At 60.4% G+C, this 17,209-nt stretch carries 16 protein-coding genes, 1 tRNA gene and 1 pseudogene; 14 read left to right on the top strand and 4 right to left on the bottom strand.

What is annotated here, in order from left to right:
* The 3 genes and pseudogenes from AC0L14_RS02760 to AC0L14_RS02750 form a co-directional block, all read left to right on the top strand.
* Nucleotides 1–894 (top strand): ABC transporter ATP-binding protein, encoded by an 894-nt coding sequence (locus AC0L14_RS02760; RefSeq protein WP_473748580.1) that lies wholly within the window; start codon nt 1–3, stop codon nt 892–894.
* The gene (locus AC0L14_RS02755; protein ID WP_473484003.1) at nt 891–1,721 is read left to right on the top strand and encodes a dipeptide ABC transporter ATP-binding protein; all 831 of its coding nucleotides are present in this window, start codon (nt 891–893) and stop codon (nt 1,719–1,721) included. The genes AC0L14_RS02760 and AC0L14_RS02755 overlap by 4 nt, the downstream gene beginning before the upstream one ends.
* A 39-nt stretch (nt 1,722–1,760) precedes the next feature.
* Nucleotides 1,761–1,946, top strand: a pseudogene (locus AC0L14_RS02750) (indolepyruvate oxidoreductase subunit beta family protein); the annotation flags it as partial.
* 128 nt (nt 1,947–2,074) lie between these two features.
* Here the strand turns inward: AC0L14_RS02750 and AC0L14_RS02745 are convergent.
* From AC0L14_RS02745 to AC0L14_RS02735, 3 genes are all read right to left on the bottom strand, one after another.
* Complete coding sequence (locus tag AC0L14_RS02745; RefSeq protein WP_473748579.1) at nt 2,075–2,608, bottom strand: DUF2380 domain-containing protein; 534 nt, start codon at nt 2,606–2,608, stop codon at nt 2,075–2,077.
* A gap of 128 nt (nt 2,609–2,736) precedes the next feature.
* Entirely contained in the window at nt 2,737–3,063 is a 327-nt protein-coding gene (locus AC0L14_RS02740; RefSeq protein WP_473748578.1) for a hypothetical protein, read from the bottom strand.
* A 65-nt stretch (nt 3,064–3,128) separates the two neighbouring features.
* Nucleotides 3,129–3,554, bottom strand: a complete 426-nt coding sequence (locus AC0L14_RS02735) for a globin family protein (protein ID WP_473636163.1) — start codon at nt 3,552–3,554, stop codon at nt 3,129–3,131.
* A gap of 305 nt (nt 3,555–3,859) precedes the next feature.
* Between AC0L14_RS02735 and AC0L14_RS02730 the strand changes: the two genes are divergently transcribed.
* From AC0L14_RS02730 to AC0L14_RS02685, 10 genes are all read left to right on the top strand, one after another.
* On the top strand, nt 3,860–4,981 hold the full coding sequence (locus AC0L14_RS02730; RefSeq protein ID WP_473748575.1) for a PQQ-dependent sugar dehydrogenase: 1,122 nt from the start codon (nt 3,860–3,862) through the stop codon (nt 4,979–4,981).
* An 887-nt stretch (nt 4,982–5,868) separates the two neighbouring features.
* Entirely contained in the window at nt 5,869–6,795 is a 927-nt protein-coding gene (gene cpaB / locus AC0L14_RS02725; protein ID WP_473526116.1) for a Flp pilus assembly protein CpaB, read from the top strand.
* A 40-nt stretch (nt 6,796–6,835) separates the two neighbouring features.
* Complete coding sequence (locus AC0L14_RS02720) at nt 6,836–8,272, top strand: type II and III secretion system protein family protein (protein WP_473526115.1); 1,437 nt, start codon at nt 6,836–6,838, stop codon at nt 8,270–8,272.
* Between the two features lie 17 nt (nt 8,273–8,289).
* Nucleotides 8,290–8,538, top strand: a complete 249-nt coding sequence (locus AC0L14_RS02715; protein WP_473748574.1) for a hypothetical protein — start codon at nt 8,290–8,292, stop codon at nt 8,536–8,538.
* A 29-nt stretch (nt 8,539–8,567) separates the two neighbouring features.
* Nucleotides 8,568–9,779, top strand: a complete 1,212-nt coding sequence (locus tag AC0L14_RS02710) for a CpaE/TadZ family protein (RefSeq protein WP_473526113.1) — start codon at nt 8,568–8,570, stop codon at nt 9,777–9,779.
* Nucleotides 9,776–11,194 (top strand): CpaF family protein, encoded by a 1,419-nt coding sequence (locus AC0L14_RS02705; protein WP_473748573.1) that lies wholly within the window; start codon nt 9,776–9,778, stop codon nt 11,192–11,194. The genes AC0L14_RS02710 and AC0L14_RS02705 overlap by 4 nt, the downstream gene beginning before the upstream one ends.
* Nucleotides 11,195–11,197: 3 nt before the next feature.
* Nucleotides 11,198–12,163, top strand: coding sequence for a type II secretion system F family protein (locus AC0L14_RS02700; RefSeq protein ID WP_473748571.1), 966 nt, complete (start codon nt 11,198–11,200; stop codon nt 12,161–12,163).
* 1 nt (nt 12,164) lies between these two features.
* Nucleotides 12,165–13,124 (top strand): type II secretion system F family protein, encoded by a 960-nt coding sequence (locus AC0L14_RS02695; protein ID WP_473483980.1) that lies wholly within the window; start codon nt 12,165–12,167, stop codon nt 13,122–13,124.
* 134 nt (nt 13,125–13,258) lie between these two features.
* Nucleotides 13,259–13,729 carry a tetratricopeptide repeat protein gene (locus tag AC0L14_RS02690; RefSeq protein WP_473483977.1) on the top strand — a complete coding sequence of 157 codons (471 nt, stop codon included), beginning with the start codon at nt 13,259–13,261 and terminating at the stop codon, nt 13,727–13,729.
* A gap of 447 nt (nt 13,730–14,176) precedes the next feature.
* The gene (locus tag AC0L14_RS02685) at nt 14,177–15,406 is read left to right on the top strand and encodes a TadE/TadG family type IV pilus assembly protein (RefSeq protein ID WP_473483974.1); all 1,230 of its coding nucleotides are present in this window, start codon (nt 14,177–14,179) and stop codon (nt 15,404–15,406) included.
* A 134-nt stretch (nt 15,407–15,540) separates the two neighbouring features.
* Here AC0L14_RS02685 and AC0L14_RS02680 read toward each other — a convergent pair.
* A tRNA-Thr gene (locus AC0L14_RS02680) sits at nt 15,541–15,616 on the bottom strand.
* A gap of 340 nt (nt 15,617–15,956) precedes the next feature.
* On the opposite strand from AC0L14_RS02680, the gene AC0L14_RS02675 reads away from it, so the two are divergent.
* A complete protein-coding gene (locus tag AC0L14_RS02675) occupies nt 15,957–17,165 on the top strand; it encodes a hypothetical protein (protein ID WP_473748570.1) in 1,209 nt (402 codons plus the stop codon).
* Nucleotides 17,166–17,209 lie beyond the last annotated feature (44 nt).

Genomic DNA, 17,209 nt, shown 5'->3' with positions numbered 1-17,209 from the left:
ATGCCTCTTCTCGAAATCAAGAACCTTACCGTGTCCTTCGATACCGCCGCCGGACCGTTCATGGCGGTGCAAGGCATCGACCTGTCGATCGAGCCGCGCGAGGTGCTGGCGATCGTCGGCGAATCCGGCTCCGGCAAATCGGTGGCGATGCTGGCGGTGATGGGGCTTTTGCCGAACACGGCGACGGTGAAGGCCGACCGCATGGCCTTCGACGGCGTCGATCTGCTCGAGCTCAGTCCGTCCGAGCGCCGCAAGATCGTCGGCAAGGACATCTCAATGATCTTCCAGGAACCGATCGCCAGCCTCAATCCGTGCTTCACCGCCGGCTTCCAGATCGAGGAGGTGCTGCGCTTCCATATGGGCATGGACCGCGCCCAGCGTCAGGCCCGTGCCATCGAGCTGATGAAGCTGGTCGGCATTGCCGATCCGGAAGAGCGGCTGAACTCGTTCCCGCACCAGATGTCGGGCGGCCAGTGCCAGCGCGTCATGATCGCCATCGCCATCGCCTGCAATCCGAAGCTGCTGATCGCCGACGAGCCGACCACCGCGCTCGACGTCACCATCCAGAAGCAGATCCTCGATCTTTTGGTCGGCCTGCAGGCCAAATACGGCATGGGCCTGATCATGATCACCCACAATATGGGCGTCGTGGCCGAGACCGCCGACCGCGTCATCGTCCAGTACAAGGGCCGCAAGATGGAGGAGGCCGACGTTCTGTCGCTGTTCGAGCAGCCGAAGAGCAACTACACGCGCGCGCTTCTGTCGGCGCTGCCGGAAAACGCCGTCGGCGATCGGCTGCCGACCATTTCCGACATGCTGTTCGAACCGGCCCCCTCTGCTGCGGGAGACGGGCCCGCTGCGGCAACCCAGCCGGCAACGGGAGCCGCGCCATGAGTGCCACGGTTCTCGAAGGCAAGAACATCGTGCGCGACTACCATGTCGGCGGCGGTCTGTTTCGTCCCTCACGCACGGTGCACGCGGTCAAGGGCGTTTCCTTCAGCGTCGACAAGGGCAAGACGCTGGCCATCGTCGGCGAAAGCGGCTGCGGCAAGTCAACGCTCGCACGTATCATCACCCTGATCGATCCCGCGACAGCAGGCGAGCTCTTCATCGACGGCAACAAGGTCGACATCGCCAGGGATGGGCTGACGAAGGAGATGCGCCGCAAGGTGCAGATCGTCTTCCAGAACCCCTATGGTTCGCTCAATCCGCGCCAGAAGATCGGCGATGTGCTGGGCGAGCCGCTGCTCATCAACACCGACACACCGGCCGACGAACGGCGCGATCTCGCCATGAAGATGCTGAAGAAGGTCGGCCTTGGACCGGAGCATTACAACCGTTACCCGCACATGTTCTCGGGCGGCCAGCGCCAGCGCATCGCCATTGCCAGGGCTCTGATGCTCAATCCGAGCCTTTTGGTGCTCGACGAGCCGGTCTCTGCGCTCGATCTGTCGGTGCAGGCGCAGGTGCTCAACTTGCTTGCCGACCTGCAGGACGAGTTCAAGCTGACCTATGTCTTCATCAGCCACGACCTGTCGGTGGTGCGCTACATCGCCGACGACGTGATGGTTATGTATTACGGCGAGGCCGTCGAATATGGTTCGCGCGACGAGGTATTTGCCGACCCCAAGCACAGCTACACCAAGACGCTGTTTGCGGCGACGCCGCGCGCCGACGTCGCCAGCATCAAGGCGAGGCTGGCGAAGAAGAAGGCCGCCTGACGCCGCAATTGCGGTACCCAGTCCATGCTGGGTTCAGGGCGCCGGCTGATCAAAGGCTACAGCGACATCCATGCCCGCGCCCAATCCAAGTTCCTTCGCGTGCTGTCGGCGCTCGATCTGCTCAAGGGCCGCAAGGGCCGGGAGGATGCCGCCGACTGGATCAGGCGCGTGCGCGTAGCGGCGTTGAACACGAGCGGGGGCGACATGCTCGACGGCACGCGCTGAAAATATTGGTGCCGCTTGCGTGACTCGAACACGCGACGGCGTCGCATTCCTGCCGGTCTGATCACCGAAGCCATTTGCATTGCGTTGCTGTCGGCTATCCGTTTCGGTCGCCGGGCTTTTCGCGATACCTACGGAATGCAGTGCTTCTCGACGTCACGTGCCGTGAACTCTGCTGCTCGTCGCCACGCTTCGTCGGTATCTCCCCGGTAAGTCAGGTATCGATCGCAGATAGGTTTGTTGTTGCTCAAATCCAGCACTGCAAACTTCACCCAGCCGACCAGCGTGCTCATCTTGTGCATCTGACCGATCAGGAGATATTTCGCGCTGGCTGTTCTTGCCTGTTTCGAAAGATCGACAAGGCCGGGGTCCTTGATGGTGCACTGTTCTGCCTGACAGGGTAACGCGACGAGCTTGATCTTCTCCGAAAGGCCATCCTGCAACGCTACCCCAAATGCCTTCAGTCGCGCTTCGTGTTCGGCGGTCTGGTCCCTGACTTCGCCTGACGTATCCCTGAACTCGAAATCCGCGACGGCGAGGGTCGCTGGCTCGACGACATCGGCAAAAGCGGCCGACGCAAGTAGACCAGCGCCCATCAGGATCAGGAAAAATTGTCCACACTCAAAAAGTCGAAATCGAACTTCCGCACTTTGCACCTTGAGCATCTCGTTTCTCCGAGGTTAGGACGATAACCATCCCAATGACGGTGCCGATTTGTCTCTTCGCGCTGTTGGAAAACGCGGAAGCAGGCGCAGACTACCCGGTTGCGTCGCAACGTCAACTTTCAACCCGTTTACTGGGTGGACTCCACCTCCGCGACGACTAGCTTGCCTTTGGCGCGCGAGATTTCGAGTGCCTGGCCGACCCCTGCCAACGCGCCCGGGACCGAGATCACCATCGCCTGGCCCTCGGTGAGCGTCGCGACGAAGCGTACGGGCAAACTTTCTTCGCCCGCCGCCATCGTGGTGACCACCCGGTAGCCGTCATCCGCCTCCGTGTAGTAGACGACCCCGTGAAAGTTGCCGAGATCGACGGTCCCACCCTGACGGGCGGTGAGTTCGCCGGCGGAAGCGGAACTTGCCACGACGCAAAGCGCTGCAAGAGCTGTGTATCTGAACATGGTGCTTCTCTCCATTTGGAATTGTCGTTCGGGTGGATGGTCGCCTGCGGCTGCATCCCAAAAAATCACGCGGCAAGCTGATCCTCACGAGCAGCCGCGATCATCACACTTGCGAGCAACCCGTAGGCTGCCTCCCAAGCCTCGCGGACAGCTGGCGTAAATGCCGTGCCGAGGCCGGCCGCCAGCGTCTCGATGAGCGCTTGCCCGACGATCGGGTAATGACGCTCCTCGACGCCGTAGGTCACGTGACGCTTGGCGAGCACGCGCACCGTCGGGAGGATGGTGTCGGCACGGTCCAGCCCGTGCACGACGAAGCCCAGGCTCGCCATCAGCTTGGCGCCCTGCTTGCTCATGTCTCTCACCGGAAACAGCGCGCGAAGGTCTGCGTCGATCGCGAACAGGCGTTCATAGAACAACGCCGCGGCGGCCACGCGGATCGGGACGACCTCGCGAAAACTGTCCTGGACAAGTCTGATCTGGTCGGGTGTCATCGGCGACGCTCCTGCGTTCCTGGCTTGGGGTGAACCATCGCCCCAAAGCGTTTCGCGTGCATGTCGCCTGCGCGTAGATGTGTTTCAGTTGTGTCTCAATTAGTTTCAGTTCGCGCTCATTTGGCTTCTTTTTCTGTAGATGCGTGCTGAGGGTGTCACATGCGCCGGGCTCATCTCGTCGGCAAGGACATGGTCATAGCTGAAAACATGGGCGCGCCTCGCCAGCTTGGAACCGCATCGGCAGTTGGTCATTATATCGGGGAGCCGGCGGCTCCTCCCTATACCTCCCTTCGGATGGAGAAATCATGCTGCGGATACTCATTGCTTCGTCTGTTCTTCTTGCCTTCGGTGCGCCCTCGCTCGCGCAGGACAGCAGCGTCGAGAGCGAAACAGGCCGCATTGCGGTCGAGACCTTTGCCGAAGGGCTCGAACATCCCTGGGGCGCGACCTACCTGCCCGACGGCGCGTTGCTGGTCACCGAGCGTCCGGGGCGCCTGCGGCTCGTCTCGACCGACGGGGCCGTTTCCGATCCGATCGACGGTGTGCCGGACGTCCTCGCCGGCGGACAAGGCGGCCTGCTGGATGTGGCGCTCGATCCGGACTTTGCCAACAACCGGACGGTTTATCTCTCCTACTCGGAGGAACGCGGCGGCGGCGCGGCCACGTCCGTCGGCCGTGGACGCCTGGACGAGAACGGCAGCGCGCTCTCGAACTTCGAAGTGATCTTCCGGCAGGAACCGGCCGTCTCCGGCCGGAACCACTACGGTTCCCGCCTGGTATTCGCGCCGGACGGCAAGCTCTTCGTCACGCTCGGCGAGCGCTTCAAGATGCGGCAGGCGCAGGACCCGAACAATCATCTCGGGACGATCGTCCGCATCAATCCCGATGGTTCTGTGCCTGACGACAATCCCTTCGTCGGTAAGAACGGCGCCGACGAGATCTGGTCCTACGGCCATCGCAATGTGCAAAGTGCAGCGCTCCATCCCGAAACCGGCGTGCTCTGGACGGCGGAAATGGGACCGCTCGGCGGCGACGAGCTGAACATTCCGGAAGCAGGCAGGAATTACGGCTGGCCCGTGGTCAGCTGGGGCCGCCACTATTCCGGCAAACGCATCCCCGATCCGTCGACGAGGCCGGAGTTTGCCGGCTCCATCCATAGCTGGACGCCCGTCATCTCGCCTTCCGGCATGACCTTCTACACCGGCGACATGTTTGCCGATTGGCGAGGCGACCTGCTGATTGGCGGACTGTCGGCGGAGGGCATCATTCGCGTCAGGATTGACGGAAAGCAGGTCGCCGGCGAGGAAGTCCTTACTCTCGGCAGGCGTATCCGAGACGTGGTGCAGGCTCCCGACGGCGCGGTGATGGCGTTGACCGACGAGCCAGCCGGAAGGATATTGCGACTGTCACCGGCAGCGTCGCAGTGATCCATGCGGAGCCACCGACGTGATTTTCTGAAACGTTGGGGCTGATCGCGCTGTGACATCCAAAGTCTTGGAGGCCGGCTCTATCTAAAGTGATCGAGTTAAAGACGGTCGTCGCGGAATACTTCAGACACGACGTGGGCAACTTTCGTAGAGTAGCGCCAAATTAAAAGCAAAATCATTACCATCGAAAGCACGGAAACAGAGAATAGCGAGAAGAATCCTAGTACAGCTAGAAAAGGTCCGATGCTATCGTAAGCCTTGTCTCGTCCGAAAACAATTTTGAATACGATATTTTCGTTCTAATAGAGTCAATGTTGAAAAATAAGATGACGATCGCGCACGTAAATACAATTAAGAAGATGGCGACGGAAAGCGTGCGCTCTAATTTATTACCGTCACTGTACAAGATCGGTTTCGCCATGGGTCAGCCCGGATATCCAACTGCATGTTCCGTGTAGTCACGCCGAGATAAAACGCCAGAAAGTCCTGCCACCGGCCGTGATGTAGACACCGGTGCCGGCGCGCTGGGTCTTGACGAGGCCGATCACCGAACGGGGACCCGGGCGCTCACGGTAGCGACGCCATCGGAGATTAGATGGCGAACCATTTCACAGAGGCCTGATGAAAACTGTCGATTGCTTCTGGCCGCATTGACCGTGTGGGGTAACCAACAACGTGACGGCGTGCCGGAAACGTCGAAGCCAAGTGAAGTTCGACCCAAAAGCAAATGGCGCTCACTCAAATTGCGGAAAAAGGTCCAAGGGTTCGGTAACCAGACGCAACGATAGCACAAATTCGAATAAGCGAAGTTTCTAATTGTTCAGAATCGCCCGGTAGCGTCCGGCCAAAGACAAAAGACAAGAAGGGTGCATTTTGGGGTATCGGGCGTGAAGGGCAAAGCCATTACAATGATCGGCATCGCCGCAGTGTTCGGCGCGGCCTCGATCTTTGCCGCCGACCTCTGGATTAAGAGCGAAGCAAAGGCTCGTGCCGGAGAGATTTCGCTTGCAGTTCCGACGCCCGCGCCGCCGGCGATGCAGTTTCAGACGATCGTCGTCGCCAGGGCACCGCTGCGCTTCGGCATGGCGCTAGAGCGGACGCAACTGGCGGAAATTCCGTGGCCGCAGGATTCGCTTCCGCAGGGCGCCTTCACGACGATCAACGAAGCTTTGGCCGAGGGAAGTCGTGTCGTGCTTTCACCCCTAGAGATCAACGAGCCGCTTTTGCTTGCAAAACTGTCGGGTCCCAATGGGCGCGCGACGCTGTCGAACCTGCTTTCGCCCGGCATGCGGGCGGTGACAATCCGCACCGACGAAATAGCCGGCGTCGGCGGCTTCGTTATGCCCGGCGACCATGTCGACGTGGTGCTGACGCGCGACGCCGGCGCCATCACCGAAGTCGCGAAAAATGCCGAAGGCGCGGCCGGTTCGACGCTGACCAGCGAGATCGTGGTCGAGAGCGCCAAGGTGCTGACCGTCGGCCAGGGCGCCGACGAGCGGCAGATCAGTCCGCAGATCGCTAATTCTGTGACCATCGAGGTCAATGCCGAGGGCGCGCAGAAGGTGGCGCTGGCCCGCACGGTGGGCACGCTGTCGCTGTCGCTGCGCGCCTCAAGCGAAGGCGGTGGTTCGACAGACGGTTTGACGACCATCTCTTCATTCGGCGGCTCGGTGGCGGCCGGCGCGTCGGATGCTGCGGGCGCAGTCATCGAGGCGATCGCCGCAGAGGGGCCGGAAGCGCAAAAATTCAAGACCGTGATCGTGACGCGCGGCACCAACCCGCAATCCTATCAGGTTGTTGCGCCGGACAAGTGACACGACACCGGCAGGGGTGCCGGATTTTTGGGGACAGGCAATGTTTGGGTGGGTGGGCAATTTGTGTCGGAGCGGCGCGCATGCTGCCGGAATAGCCTTGCTGGCGATCTCGTTTGCGGCGGGACACTTTCTGGTTGGCGTTGGAAACGCTGAGGCCGGCAACGGCGTGGTTTACATTACCTCGACCAAAAACATGTCGATCAAGCTCGCCAGGGGAAAGCCCAGAACGATCAAGACCGATGTGCCGTTCTACGAGATCGTCATCGGCGATCCAGAGATCGCCAACGTCAAGCCGCTGACGGACCGCTCCTTCTACCTGCTCGGCAGTAATCTCGGCACCACGGGCATCGCTCTCTTCGACGAAAACAAGAAACTGGTCGGTACGATGGACATCGAGGTGACGCTCGACACCGACCGCTTGGCCAGCACCATCCGCGACAGCGTGCCGGGGGCCAACATAAAGGTTAGCTCGGCGAATGGCCGGCTTGTTCTGTCTGGCTCAGCCGAAGATGCGTTGGCGGTTGATAAGGCGACTCGGATCGCCACCAATTTTTCGGGCGAAGAAACGGTCATCAACTCGGTCAATATTTCCTCGTCGCAGCAGGTTCAGCTGAATGTACGCTTCGTCGAAATCAATCGGCAGGTGGGACAGGAACTCGGCACCAAAATCGGCGTGACATACATCGGCAGCAATGGCCGCGTCTCATTCAACTCCACTCCTTCGGTTTCTAAGGCGGCTCCCGCGGCACAGCTCATCGGCGGCCTTCTCTCCAACGGCGTGTCAATCGATGTCGCCATCAAGGCTCTGGAAGACCGCGGTGTCGCGCGACGTCTTGCCGAACCGAACCTGATTGCGCGCTCGGGTGAAAAAGCGAGCTTCCTGGCGGGCGGCGAGTTTCCGATCCCAGTCTCGGAAGAGGACGGCAATATCTCAGTCGAATACAAAAAGTTCGGCGTCAGTCTGGACTTCACACCGACCGTGCTCAGCGACGGCCTGATCGCTCTCGACATCGAGCCGGAGGTCTCCTCGATCGATAGATCGGCTTCCTACAATATCGGCAACATCTCCATCCCGGGTTTCGTGGTGCGGCGCGCGCACACGTCGATCGATCTGAAAAGCGGTCAGAGTTTCATGATGGCGGGCTTGCTGCAAAGCGAGAACGACATGGTTCAGCAGCGCGTTCCAGGTCTGGGCAAGTTGCCGGTGCTCGGCCCGCTGTTCAGTTCCAGAGCGTATCAGCGGCGCGAAACGGACCTGGTCATCATCGTCACGCCGTACCTCGTTAAGCCGATGGACCCATCGAAGAAGCCGCTGACGCCGGCTGACGGCACCTTGCCGGCAAGCAATGTCGATTATTTTCTGGGCAATGTGGAGGAGGTGAAAACCGCCGACGCCGCCCACAATGGCGGGACCGCAACCGACGCTGCCGCTCCAGCCACAAAAGTCGGCCACTTCCTCGATCTCCCAAGGGAATGAGCATGCGAACGCTTTCAATGATCGGCGCCGTCGCAATGCTTGCCTCTGCCAGCGGTTGTGCCACCGAGGAGACGATGCGTCTTGACAGGCTGACCCAAGGCGCGGGCAATGCGATGGCGGCCGACACCGTGATGCAGATGGTCGATCCGTGGCCTGAGGGCGTCGAACGCACCCGGCTTCGGGTGCCAGCAAACCGCGGCGCCCAGCCAAGCGCGGCCCCGAAAGCGGTCGAGGAAAAAGCATCGCAACCCACGGCCGGTTACTGATCAGGCCACCAAACGCGCGGGCGAGAAGAATGGCAAATCCCGGAAAAACCAAACGGATCGTGCTTGTTTCCACCGACAAGAGCTTTGTGCAGAAAACGAGGACGGCGTTCGCCTCGTCGGAGGCGGTTGCGCTTGTTACGGTCGAGAAGAACGTCACCGAGTTACGCGGCGAAATCCAGGAGGCTGATTGCAGCGCGGTGATCGTCGACATGGATGCGGCCAAGCTCAACGAGATCGAGGCGCTGCAGCGCATTACGCGGCGGCTCGAGAGGCGCGCTGCAATCATCGTTGTGACTCAGGAATTCAATGCGTCCGCCGCGCGCATCCTGGTTCAGCTTCAGGTCGCCGATTTTCTGGTCAAGCCGCTGACCACCGCCGATCTTGTTCGCTCCTGCGTTCGCGCGCTTGAGGGACCGGGGCGCGAAGAGAACACCGAGTCGCAAATCTACACGTTCATGCCCGCCGCCGGGGGGGTAGGCACCACCACGCTGACGCTGCAAACCGCGTTCCAGCTCCACCATTCGGTAACGCGCGGATCGTCGACCTGCGTAGTCGATCTCAATTTCCAGCAAGGCTCATGCGCCGAATATCTCGACCTCGAGCCACGCTTCGACATCAACGAAATCGATAATCAGCCGGAACGCCTTGACCGCCAGCTTCTTGACGTGATGCTCTCGAAACATGCGAGCGGTCTCTGCGTGCTGGCTGCGCCTGCGCGGCCAGCGGAGATGCGCACGTTCAACGCCGACGTGGTTGTCCGCATGCTGGACCTCGTCTCCGCCTATTTCGACAATGTCGTCATCGACATGCCGCGCACGTGGTTTCCCTGGACGGAAACCGTGCTGCTGGGCTCAAACAAGCTCTACATCGTCGCCGAAATGACCGTGCCGTGCCTGCGCCATACGCAGCGGCTGATCCAGGCCGTTTATGAGACGGTGGGCAAGGAGGTGAAGCCAAACGTCATCGTCAACCGCTTCGAACAACGCCTGTTCGAAAGCGGCATCAAGCGGGCCGACGTCCAGGCATTCCTCGGCGAGCATTTCGTCGGCGGCATCTCGAACAATTACAAGCTGGTGCGCGAGGCCGTCGATCGCGGCGTTCCGCTGCACGAGATCGACCCCAACGCGAATGTCGTCAACGATCTCAGGCGAATAGTCCTGCCTGATGAGGTCGTGGCGGAAACGCGGAAAAAGCGTTCACTGTTCGGGCTCGGCAAAAGTCTTTTGAGGAGAGCCGGGTGATCAGCCGATTTTCGACGCTCCAGAAACGCGATGCCACGCCGGAAAGCCGGCAGGAGCAGGCGCCAATCCAGCATCGGCCGGTCGTCATCCCGACGACACGCAAGCCGGCCCCGCCGAAACTCGAGGTGGGACCGGCAAAGCCCACGAAGGTCCTCGACGCCAGAATGCGCATTCACCGCATGCTGATCGAAGAGATCAACCTCGTAGCGCTCGAGCGCCTGCCGCGCGACGAGATGCGGCGGCAGGTGCATGATTTCGTCTCCGAGAAGGCGCGCGGCGAACGGCTTGCGGTCAATGTCGCCGAACTCGACGCGCTGGTGGATGACATTGTCGACGAAATGGTCGGCCTCGGCCCGCTCGAGCCGTTGCTGAAAGACCCAGCCATCAACGACATCCTGATCAACGGCCATCGCAGTTGCTTCGTCGAGCGGCATGGCAAGCTCGAGCAGGTGCATATTCCGTTCAAGGACGAAGCTCACCTCATACGCATCGTCAACAAGATCGTTGCGGCCGTAGGCCGCCGCGTCGATGAATCCCAGCCGATGGTCGACGCGCGCATGCTCGACGGCTCACGCTTCAATGCCGCCATCCGACCGGTCGGTGTCGACGGGCCGCTGGTATCCATCCGCAAATTCTCCAAGAATAAGCTCGGTCTGCATAAGCTCGTTGAATTTGGTGCGGTCACGCAGAACATGGCCGAGATCCTTGCCGCCGCAGTCCATGCCCGCAAGACGACGATTATTTCCGGCGGCACCGGCACCGGCAAGACGACGATGCTGAACGCGCTGTCGGCCTTCATCTCCGAAGACGAGCGCCTGATCACCATCGAAGACGCGGCCGAACTGCAATTGCAGCAGCCGCATGTGGCGCGCATGGAGACGAGGCCGGCCAATATCGAAGGTCACGGCGAACTCAAGCAGCGCGATCTGGTCAAAAACGCGCTGCGTATGCGGCCGGACCGCGTCATCCTCGGCGAGTGCCGCGGAGAGGAAGCCTTCGACATGCTTCAGGCGATGAACACCGGCCACGAAGGCTCGATGGCGACCATTCATGCCAACACGCCGCGCGACGCGATTTCCCGTCTCGAACAGATGCTCGGCATGACCGGAATGCCGATGACCGTGCAGTCGATCCGCAGCCAGATCGCAAGCGCGCTCGACATCATCGTGCAGCTTACCCGGCTTTCCGACGGCAAGCGCAAGGTCACGAGCGTCGCCGAAGTGACCGGGATGGAAGGCGACGTGATCCAGATGCAGGAGATATTTCGCTTCGTGCGCACCGGCATGGAAGCGGACGGGACGATCCTTGGCCACTTCGAGGCGACGGGCCTGCGCCCGCGCTTCCTCGAAGACCTGAAGGCGATGGGCATCGAATTTCCTGGGCGATACTTCGAGCCTGGCAGACAGCAGGAATAATCAATGCTCGAGGGATTCAGCGCCATCTATGTGATTTATGCCGGCGCCGGTCTGACCGGCATCATGATCGCCGAAGCGTTTTACCTGCTTTACGCCGGGCACCGGGATCGCCGCATGGCGATCAATCGGCGAATGAAGCTGCAGGAGAAAAAGCTCAGCCAAGAGCAGGTGCTGATCCAACTGCGCAAAGAGCGTGGGATGGAAGGCGGTGCTTCGATGCTTTCGCTCGACCGGATTCGGGAGCTGCGGATCCAGTCCGGCATGGTCCTACCACTGCCGAAATTTCTGCTGATCACGTCGGGTCTGGCGCTTGGCCTCTGCCTGTTTGCCGTTTCCTACGGCCTGCCGCTGATCATTGCACTGGCAGTGCTTCCGGTCATGTGTTTGGTCTTTCCGATCATGACCCTGCGGTTCCTGCGCAAGCGGCGGCACAAGATCTTCGGAATGCAGCTTCCAGAAGCTCTGGAACTCATCACGCGAAGCCTCAAGGCAGGGCATCCGGTTCCGGTGGCGATCTCGATGGTGGCACGTGAAATGGCCGATCCGATCGGCACCGAATTCGGCGTGATCGCCGACGAAGTGACCTATGGCTCCGACCTGGTTTCCGCGCTGCATTCGCTGTTCGAGCGCGTCGGACACGAGGACCTGCCACTGTTCGTCACCGCTGTGTCGATCCAGAGCAGCTCAGGCGGCAATCTGCGCGAAATCCTGGATGGTCTGTCGTCGATCATCCGCGAGCGCGGAAAGCTGCGGCGCAAAGTGCGAGCAATCTCGACCGAGGGCCGCATGTCGGCCTACATCCTGACCGCCGTACCGGCGCTGCTGATGGTCGGCATCATGGTCATGATGCCGCAATTCTACGAGAGCGTCTGGGGCGAGCCGATGACTTGGTATCTGTTGGGCGGCTCGATCTCATGGCTAATGCTGGGCAACGCCATGATGTTCAAGATGTCGAACTTCAAATTCTGACATGGAAACCCTGATCGGTCTCCTTGCCTCCCTTCGCCCGACGTCGCTGGCGCTTTTGCTGCTCGCCGTGGGAGGAGGAGCGATCCTCTGGCAATGGAGTACCGCGCGTGGAGGACGCGGCGACTTGAAGCGCCGGCTCAAGGTCGAAGTCTCAGAGGTTGCGGAGGCACCCAAGCCGACCGCCGCGCCGAAACGGAACGCCAGCGCCGTCCGCGACAAGGCGATGAAAACCGCCCATGAATTCTACGCCAAAAGCGATCCGGAAAACGTTGCGCGGCTGCGGATGAAACTCATCCAGGCTGGTCACATGGATCCAGGCGCGGTCGGCAGTTTTTTTGTCATCCGCTTTGTCGGCTTCCTGGCTGGAGCCGTTGTTGCGTTTCTGGTCGTCCGCTGGTTTGGCGGTGAATCGGCAGTTCCGAGCCGCTGGACTTTTATCATCATGTCCGGTGGCGCCGGTTATTTTCTGCCGGGTCTTGTATTGACCTCGCAGGTCCGTACGAAAATGCGGGAATACCGCAATGGCTTTCCCGATTTCATGGACCTGATGATCGTCTGCGCGGACGCCGGCATGAGCATGGAGGCCGGGATCGAGCGGGTGTCGAAAGAGCTCTTTATCACTTATCCCTCGCTCAGCCAGAACCTTCAGCTTGTCTCGCTCGAACTCAGGGCGGGGCGCAGCCTTGACGATGCGCTGAAATCGTTGGCTGATCGCCTGAGCCTCGACGAGGTACGCTCCTTCGCCACGCTGCTTCAGCAATCGAAGGAGCTTGGCACCAGCCTTTCGGGCGCGCTTCGGGTTTATTCGGACGAAATGCGTCACAAGCGCATGTCGATAGCTGAGGAAAAGGCGCACGCGCTGCCGGCAAAGATGTCGGTGCCGGTTACGGTCTGCATCCTGCCAGTCGTGCTGATGATCGCCATCATCCCGATCATCGTGAAAATGACGGCAGGCGACTGATCCGCTCCAGTCGATAGTTAATCCAATATGTTCGGCTTTCCTAATATTTGCTCGAAACCCGCCACCGAAGCTTAAGCCGAGCCCGCTATTATGCTTGATGAGACGGCCCGCCAAGCGGCCGGATGGGGCAGATTATGGGGCAATCGAAATTCGCCGCGTTGGCTGCGGTCGCAGTCGTGACGATTGTGACGGGATGCACGACGAGCAGCGTCGACGTCACCGAGACCACGTCGATCGCTCCGGCGACGACCGACATCAGCAGGGCTGATCTCGTATCTGGCAAGACGCAGTTCCGCGAAGCCAATTATGGGTTGGCGGAAAAGCACTTCCGCAAGGCGGTGGAACTTCGGTCCGACAATGCCGAGGCATGGCTGGGACTTGCCGCCTCCTACGACCAGCTCGGCCGCTTCGATTTTGCCGACCGCGCTTACGATCAGCTTGTTGTGGTTGCCGGCCGCCGGGCCCACATCGTCAACAATATGGGGTATTCGCAATTGTTGCGCGGCAACAAGAAAAAAGCCCGCGAATTGCTTCTGGAGGCCAAGGCAGGAATGACCGATACCTCGTTGGTCGATGCCAACCTCGCACTGATGAACAAGCCGTAGCAGCGTTCGAACCGTCGCCGGATCCAACGAATTGCAGTTGGCTTACAGACCGCCGCGGGGTCCACCGTGAATAATTGTAGAAGCCTGGCTAGATCGGTTCTGGAGCGAAATGGTGGCGTAGAACGGATCTGGCATGTTGTTCAGCGCCAGAACTTACCCTTCTAAACTGGAATTGGTCACGAGTGGTGCTGGCGATCACCCATTTCGAATGTTTATTTTTCAATAGAATTAGCGACGGGTAACCGTTCCGCGCTGTGCACAGTCGAGCGATACCTGCATCCGCTCGCTGAGAGCGCTCTGCATTCGCGGCCACGGAACGGCGGCATCCTCCATCCGGACAGCGGTTTGACCGTCCGGCAGCTTTTCTGTGAGGACGAATTCCGTCCTACTTAAGAGTTTAGTGATCAATGAAACAACTTCTTTGCCGCAGGGATGCATTTTGCCGGCATGATGCACCAAATTCTGCTTTTGAAACGGTTCTGTCGAGACAGCCGCGGTAACTTTGCGACCGGTCTCGTTGTCATGCTGCTTCCTATGATTGCAGCAGTCGGCGCCGCGGTGGATCTCGCGAACATGAACCGCGAGAGGAGCAGGCTTCAATCGGCTCTGGATGCAGCAAGCATGGAGATCGCCGTTAAGGTCAACTCGGGCCTGAGCGACGGTGAGCTACAGGCGCTTGGCGACAAGCTACTCAAAGCCAACTTGGCATCGGTCGATGCAAGCGCGGATAACATACCCTCGCTCGTCTATCACGGTCTGGCGACGGAAAACGACGGAAGCCAGAGCCTCAGGACTGAATCCAGCCTCAACTACACCTATCTCATTCCGCGCTCAATCGGCGGCGATGGACCGTCATCGACCAACATTCTCGTCCGGTCCCGCATTACGTCCAGCAATGGTGATACCGCGTGCGTCTATGCCCTCAACCGGGCCGCGCCGCGCGCCTTCGAAGCGGCCGGAAGCACCACAGTCATCATGGATGGCTGCGTTATCGCTTCCAATTCGTCGGCTCCGGATTCCATCTATGTTGGCGGCGACGCGTCCCTTGAGGCGGACTGCATTCAATCATCTGGCGGAATAGTGGCGACCAGCGGACTGATCACCGATTGTGAGCAAAATCGCGTCAATGCGTGGCGACTGCCTGACCCATGGGGTAACCTGGTGGAACCGGTACCACCAATCTTGTATCCTAATCCGAACGCTGGCGACTTGACAGTCAGTCCAGGGCGGTATCGAAATCTCGATCTGAGCGGCGACAAAACCCTGGAGCCGGGCCTCTATTATGTCGAAGGTTCTCTTTCCGTCAAAGGCACAGTGACCGGCGCCGGTGTGACCATCTTCATGGCTGATGGCGGTATAACAGTGAACGGCAACGGCTCGCTGTCATTGAGCGCGCCGCAGACAGGCGACTATGCCGGCATGCTGATGATGTCGGCACGAGCGAACACATCGTCCCACCTGTTCAATGGGAATGGCGCCACTGATCTGAACGGCGTCCTGTACTTCCCCTATGGCGACCTGACCTACAATGGTAACAACGGAACTAGCAGCACCTGCCTGCGAATCGTTGCCGACACGATCAAGATGAGCGGCAATTCGAACATCAAGTCCGACTGCAGTGCGGAACTGGGGGGGCGCGAAGCTAGAGTGGCAGGCCCGTTCTACTTTTCGATGTAAGGCAGTTGCGAACGTTCGAGACCTCCCATTGGCCCACGCACCACCGACGCTCGGTTTTGTGTCCCGAAATGTGTCCTGATCTCGAATTTGCGGTGTGGTGAGGAGCGCTTTGGGCCCGCAACCCTTGGAAAGATTGGTGCCGCTTAGGTGACTCGAACACCTGACCCCATCATTACGAATGATGTGCTCTACCAACTGAGCTAAAGCGGCCCGGGAAGCCGGGGCCTCCAAGATGCGCTGGGTGATAGACGCAACCCGCCACAAATTCAAGATGGGACTTGGCATTTCGTGTCGGCTCATTCCGGGCCTATAAGCGACCGCCGCACCGATCGGCCATGCGGCTGTGCGAAAACCACTCCGGCAGGTTGCGCGACGTCGCGTTGGCGCTGCATCGGGAAATCGGCGAAAAATGTTGATTCCTTTACCGAAAACCGCCGAAATGAGCTTTGGATGCGTCACGAAGACAGAATGCGGCCGCTGGCCCGTTGATTGATTGATCGCCTGCGGCTAACGATCATGACATGTGACCGTAGGTGCAGAGGGATCCAGCTTGGACGCGATCGAAAAAGCGATCCGGAATGCCTTCGAGAAAGGCAATGCCGAAGACCGCGCGTTTCGCGAGCGGGTCTATCGATCGGCCTTCGCCGCACTTGATCGTGCCCTGCAGGCCAACCCGGGCGTGACGGTGGAACTCGCCATCAAGCGCCGCAAGGCGGTGCAGGCCAAGATCACCGAAATCGAATCCGAATTCCTGCCGGCGGTTCCCGGCGTCGGCCCACAGACCGATGATGACGCTGCAGCACCGGCGGTGGAGCAGCCGGCTGACAGCGCAGCAGAAGTTGAGGCCGAACCGGATGCCGACGCCGATGCCGAACCAGCGCCGGCGCCTGACGTCATTGTCGACGGTCCGGCGGAGTCTCCCGCTTCCGACGTGCACCTTGCCGCCGACGCGCCCCCTGCATCCGACGCGCCGCGCTCGCGCGTCCTGCCGGTCGTTCCCGATATCATGCCCGAAGCGGCTTTTCCCGATGCGCCGGAGATCGACCTGTCGCCTCCATCAACCGGAGACGACGCAGAGGTGCTGCCCGACCGCGACGACAGGCGGGTGAGAGGCCCCCGCCTGCCTCTCACCGCGATCTTCCTCGGCGTGACGCTGCTCGCAGCTGTCGGTATCGGCCTCTATTTCGCTGCGCAGACCGGCGTCTTCAAGTCGGCGGCCGAACTCGACACCGCCCCGCCGCAGACGGAACCGACGGTGGAGGACGATGATTTTACGCCGCCAAGCGACACCGCCTCGCCGCTGAACGCCGGCGAGGCGGAGCGCGACTGGATCAATGTGTTTTCGCCGAGCGACCCGGCGCTTGTCAGCGCGCCTTCGGATGCCAAGGCCGAAGTCATGCAGGACGACAGCGGTTCCTTCCTGCGCATCCGGTCGGGCGCCTCCGGTTCGGCGATCAGCTTCGACGTCGGGCAAGGCGTCTTGGAAAAACTCGCCGGCAAGCATGCCACGTTCGACATCATCGCCCGCTCCGAGGAGGGCCAGGAGACGCAGATCTCCGTCGACTGCAATTTCGGCGAACTCGGCGACTGCGGCCGCAAGCGCTACGCGGTCGGCCACGAGCGCAACGAATATCTGTTCGACGTGCGGTTTCCCGACAAGCGTCCGGGTGCTGCCGGCACCATCGCCATCAATTCCGACTTCGACAAACAGGGCAAGTCGGTCGACATCTACGAGATCCGCGTCTCGATTGTCCCTTGATTTCTGGAGCGAAACCGCTGGACCGCTGCACTCCGTAACCACTG

It is taken from the genome of Mesorhizobium sp. WSM4841 (assembly GCF_055811515.1).
Note: the sequence above shows the minus strand (reverse complement) of the source record. Positions and strands in the feature narration are given on the sequence as shown.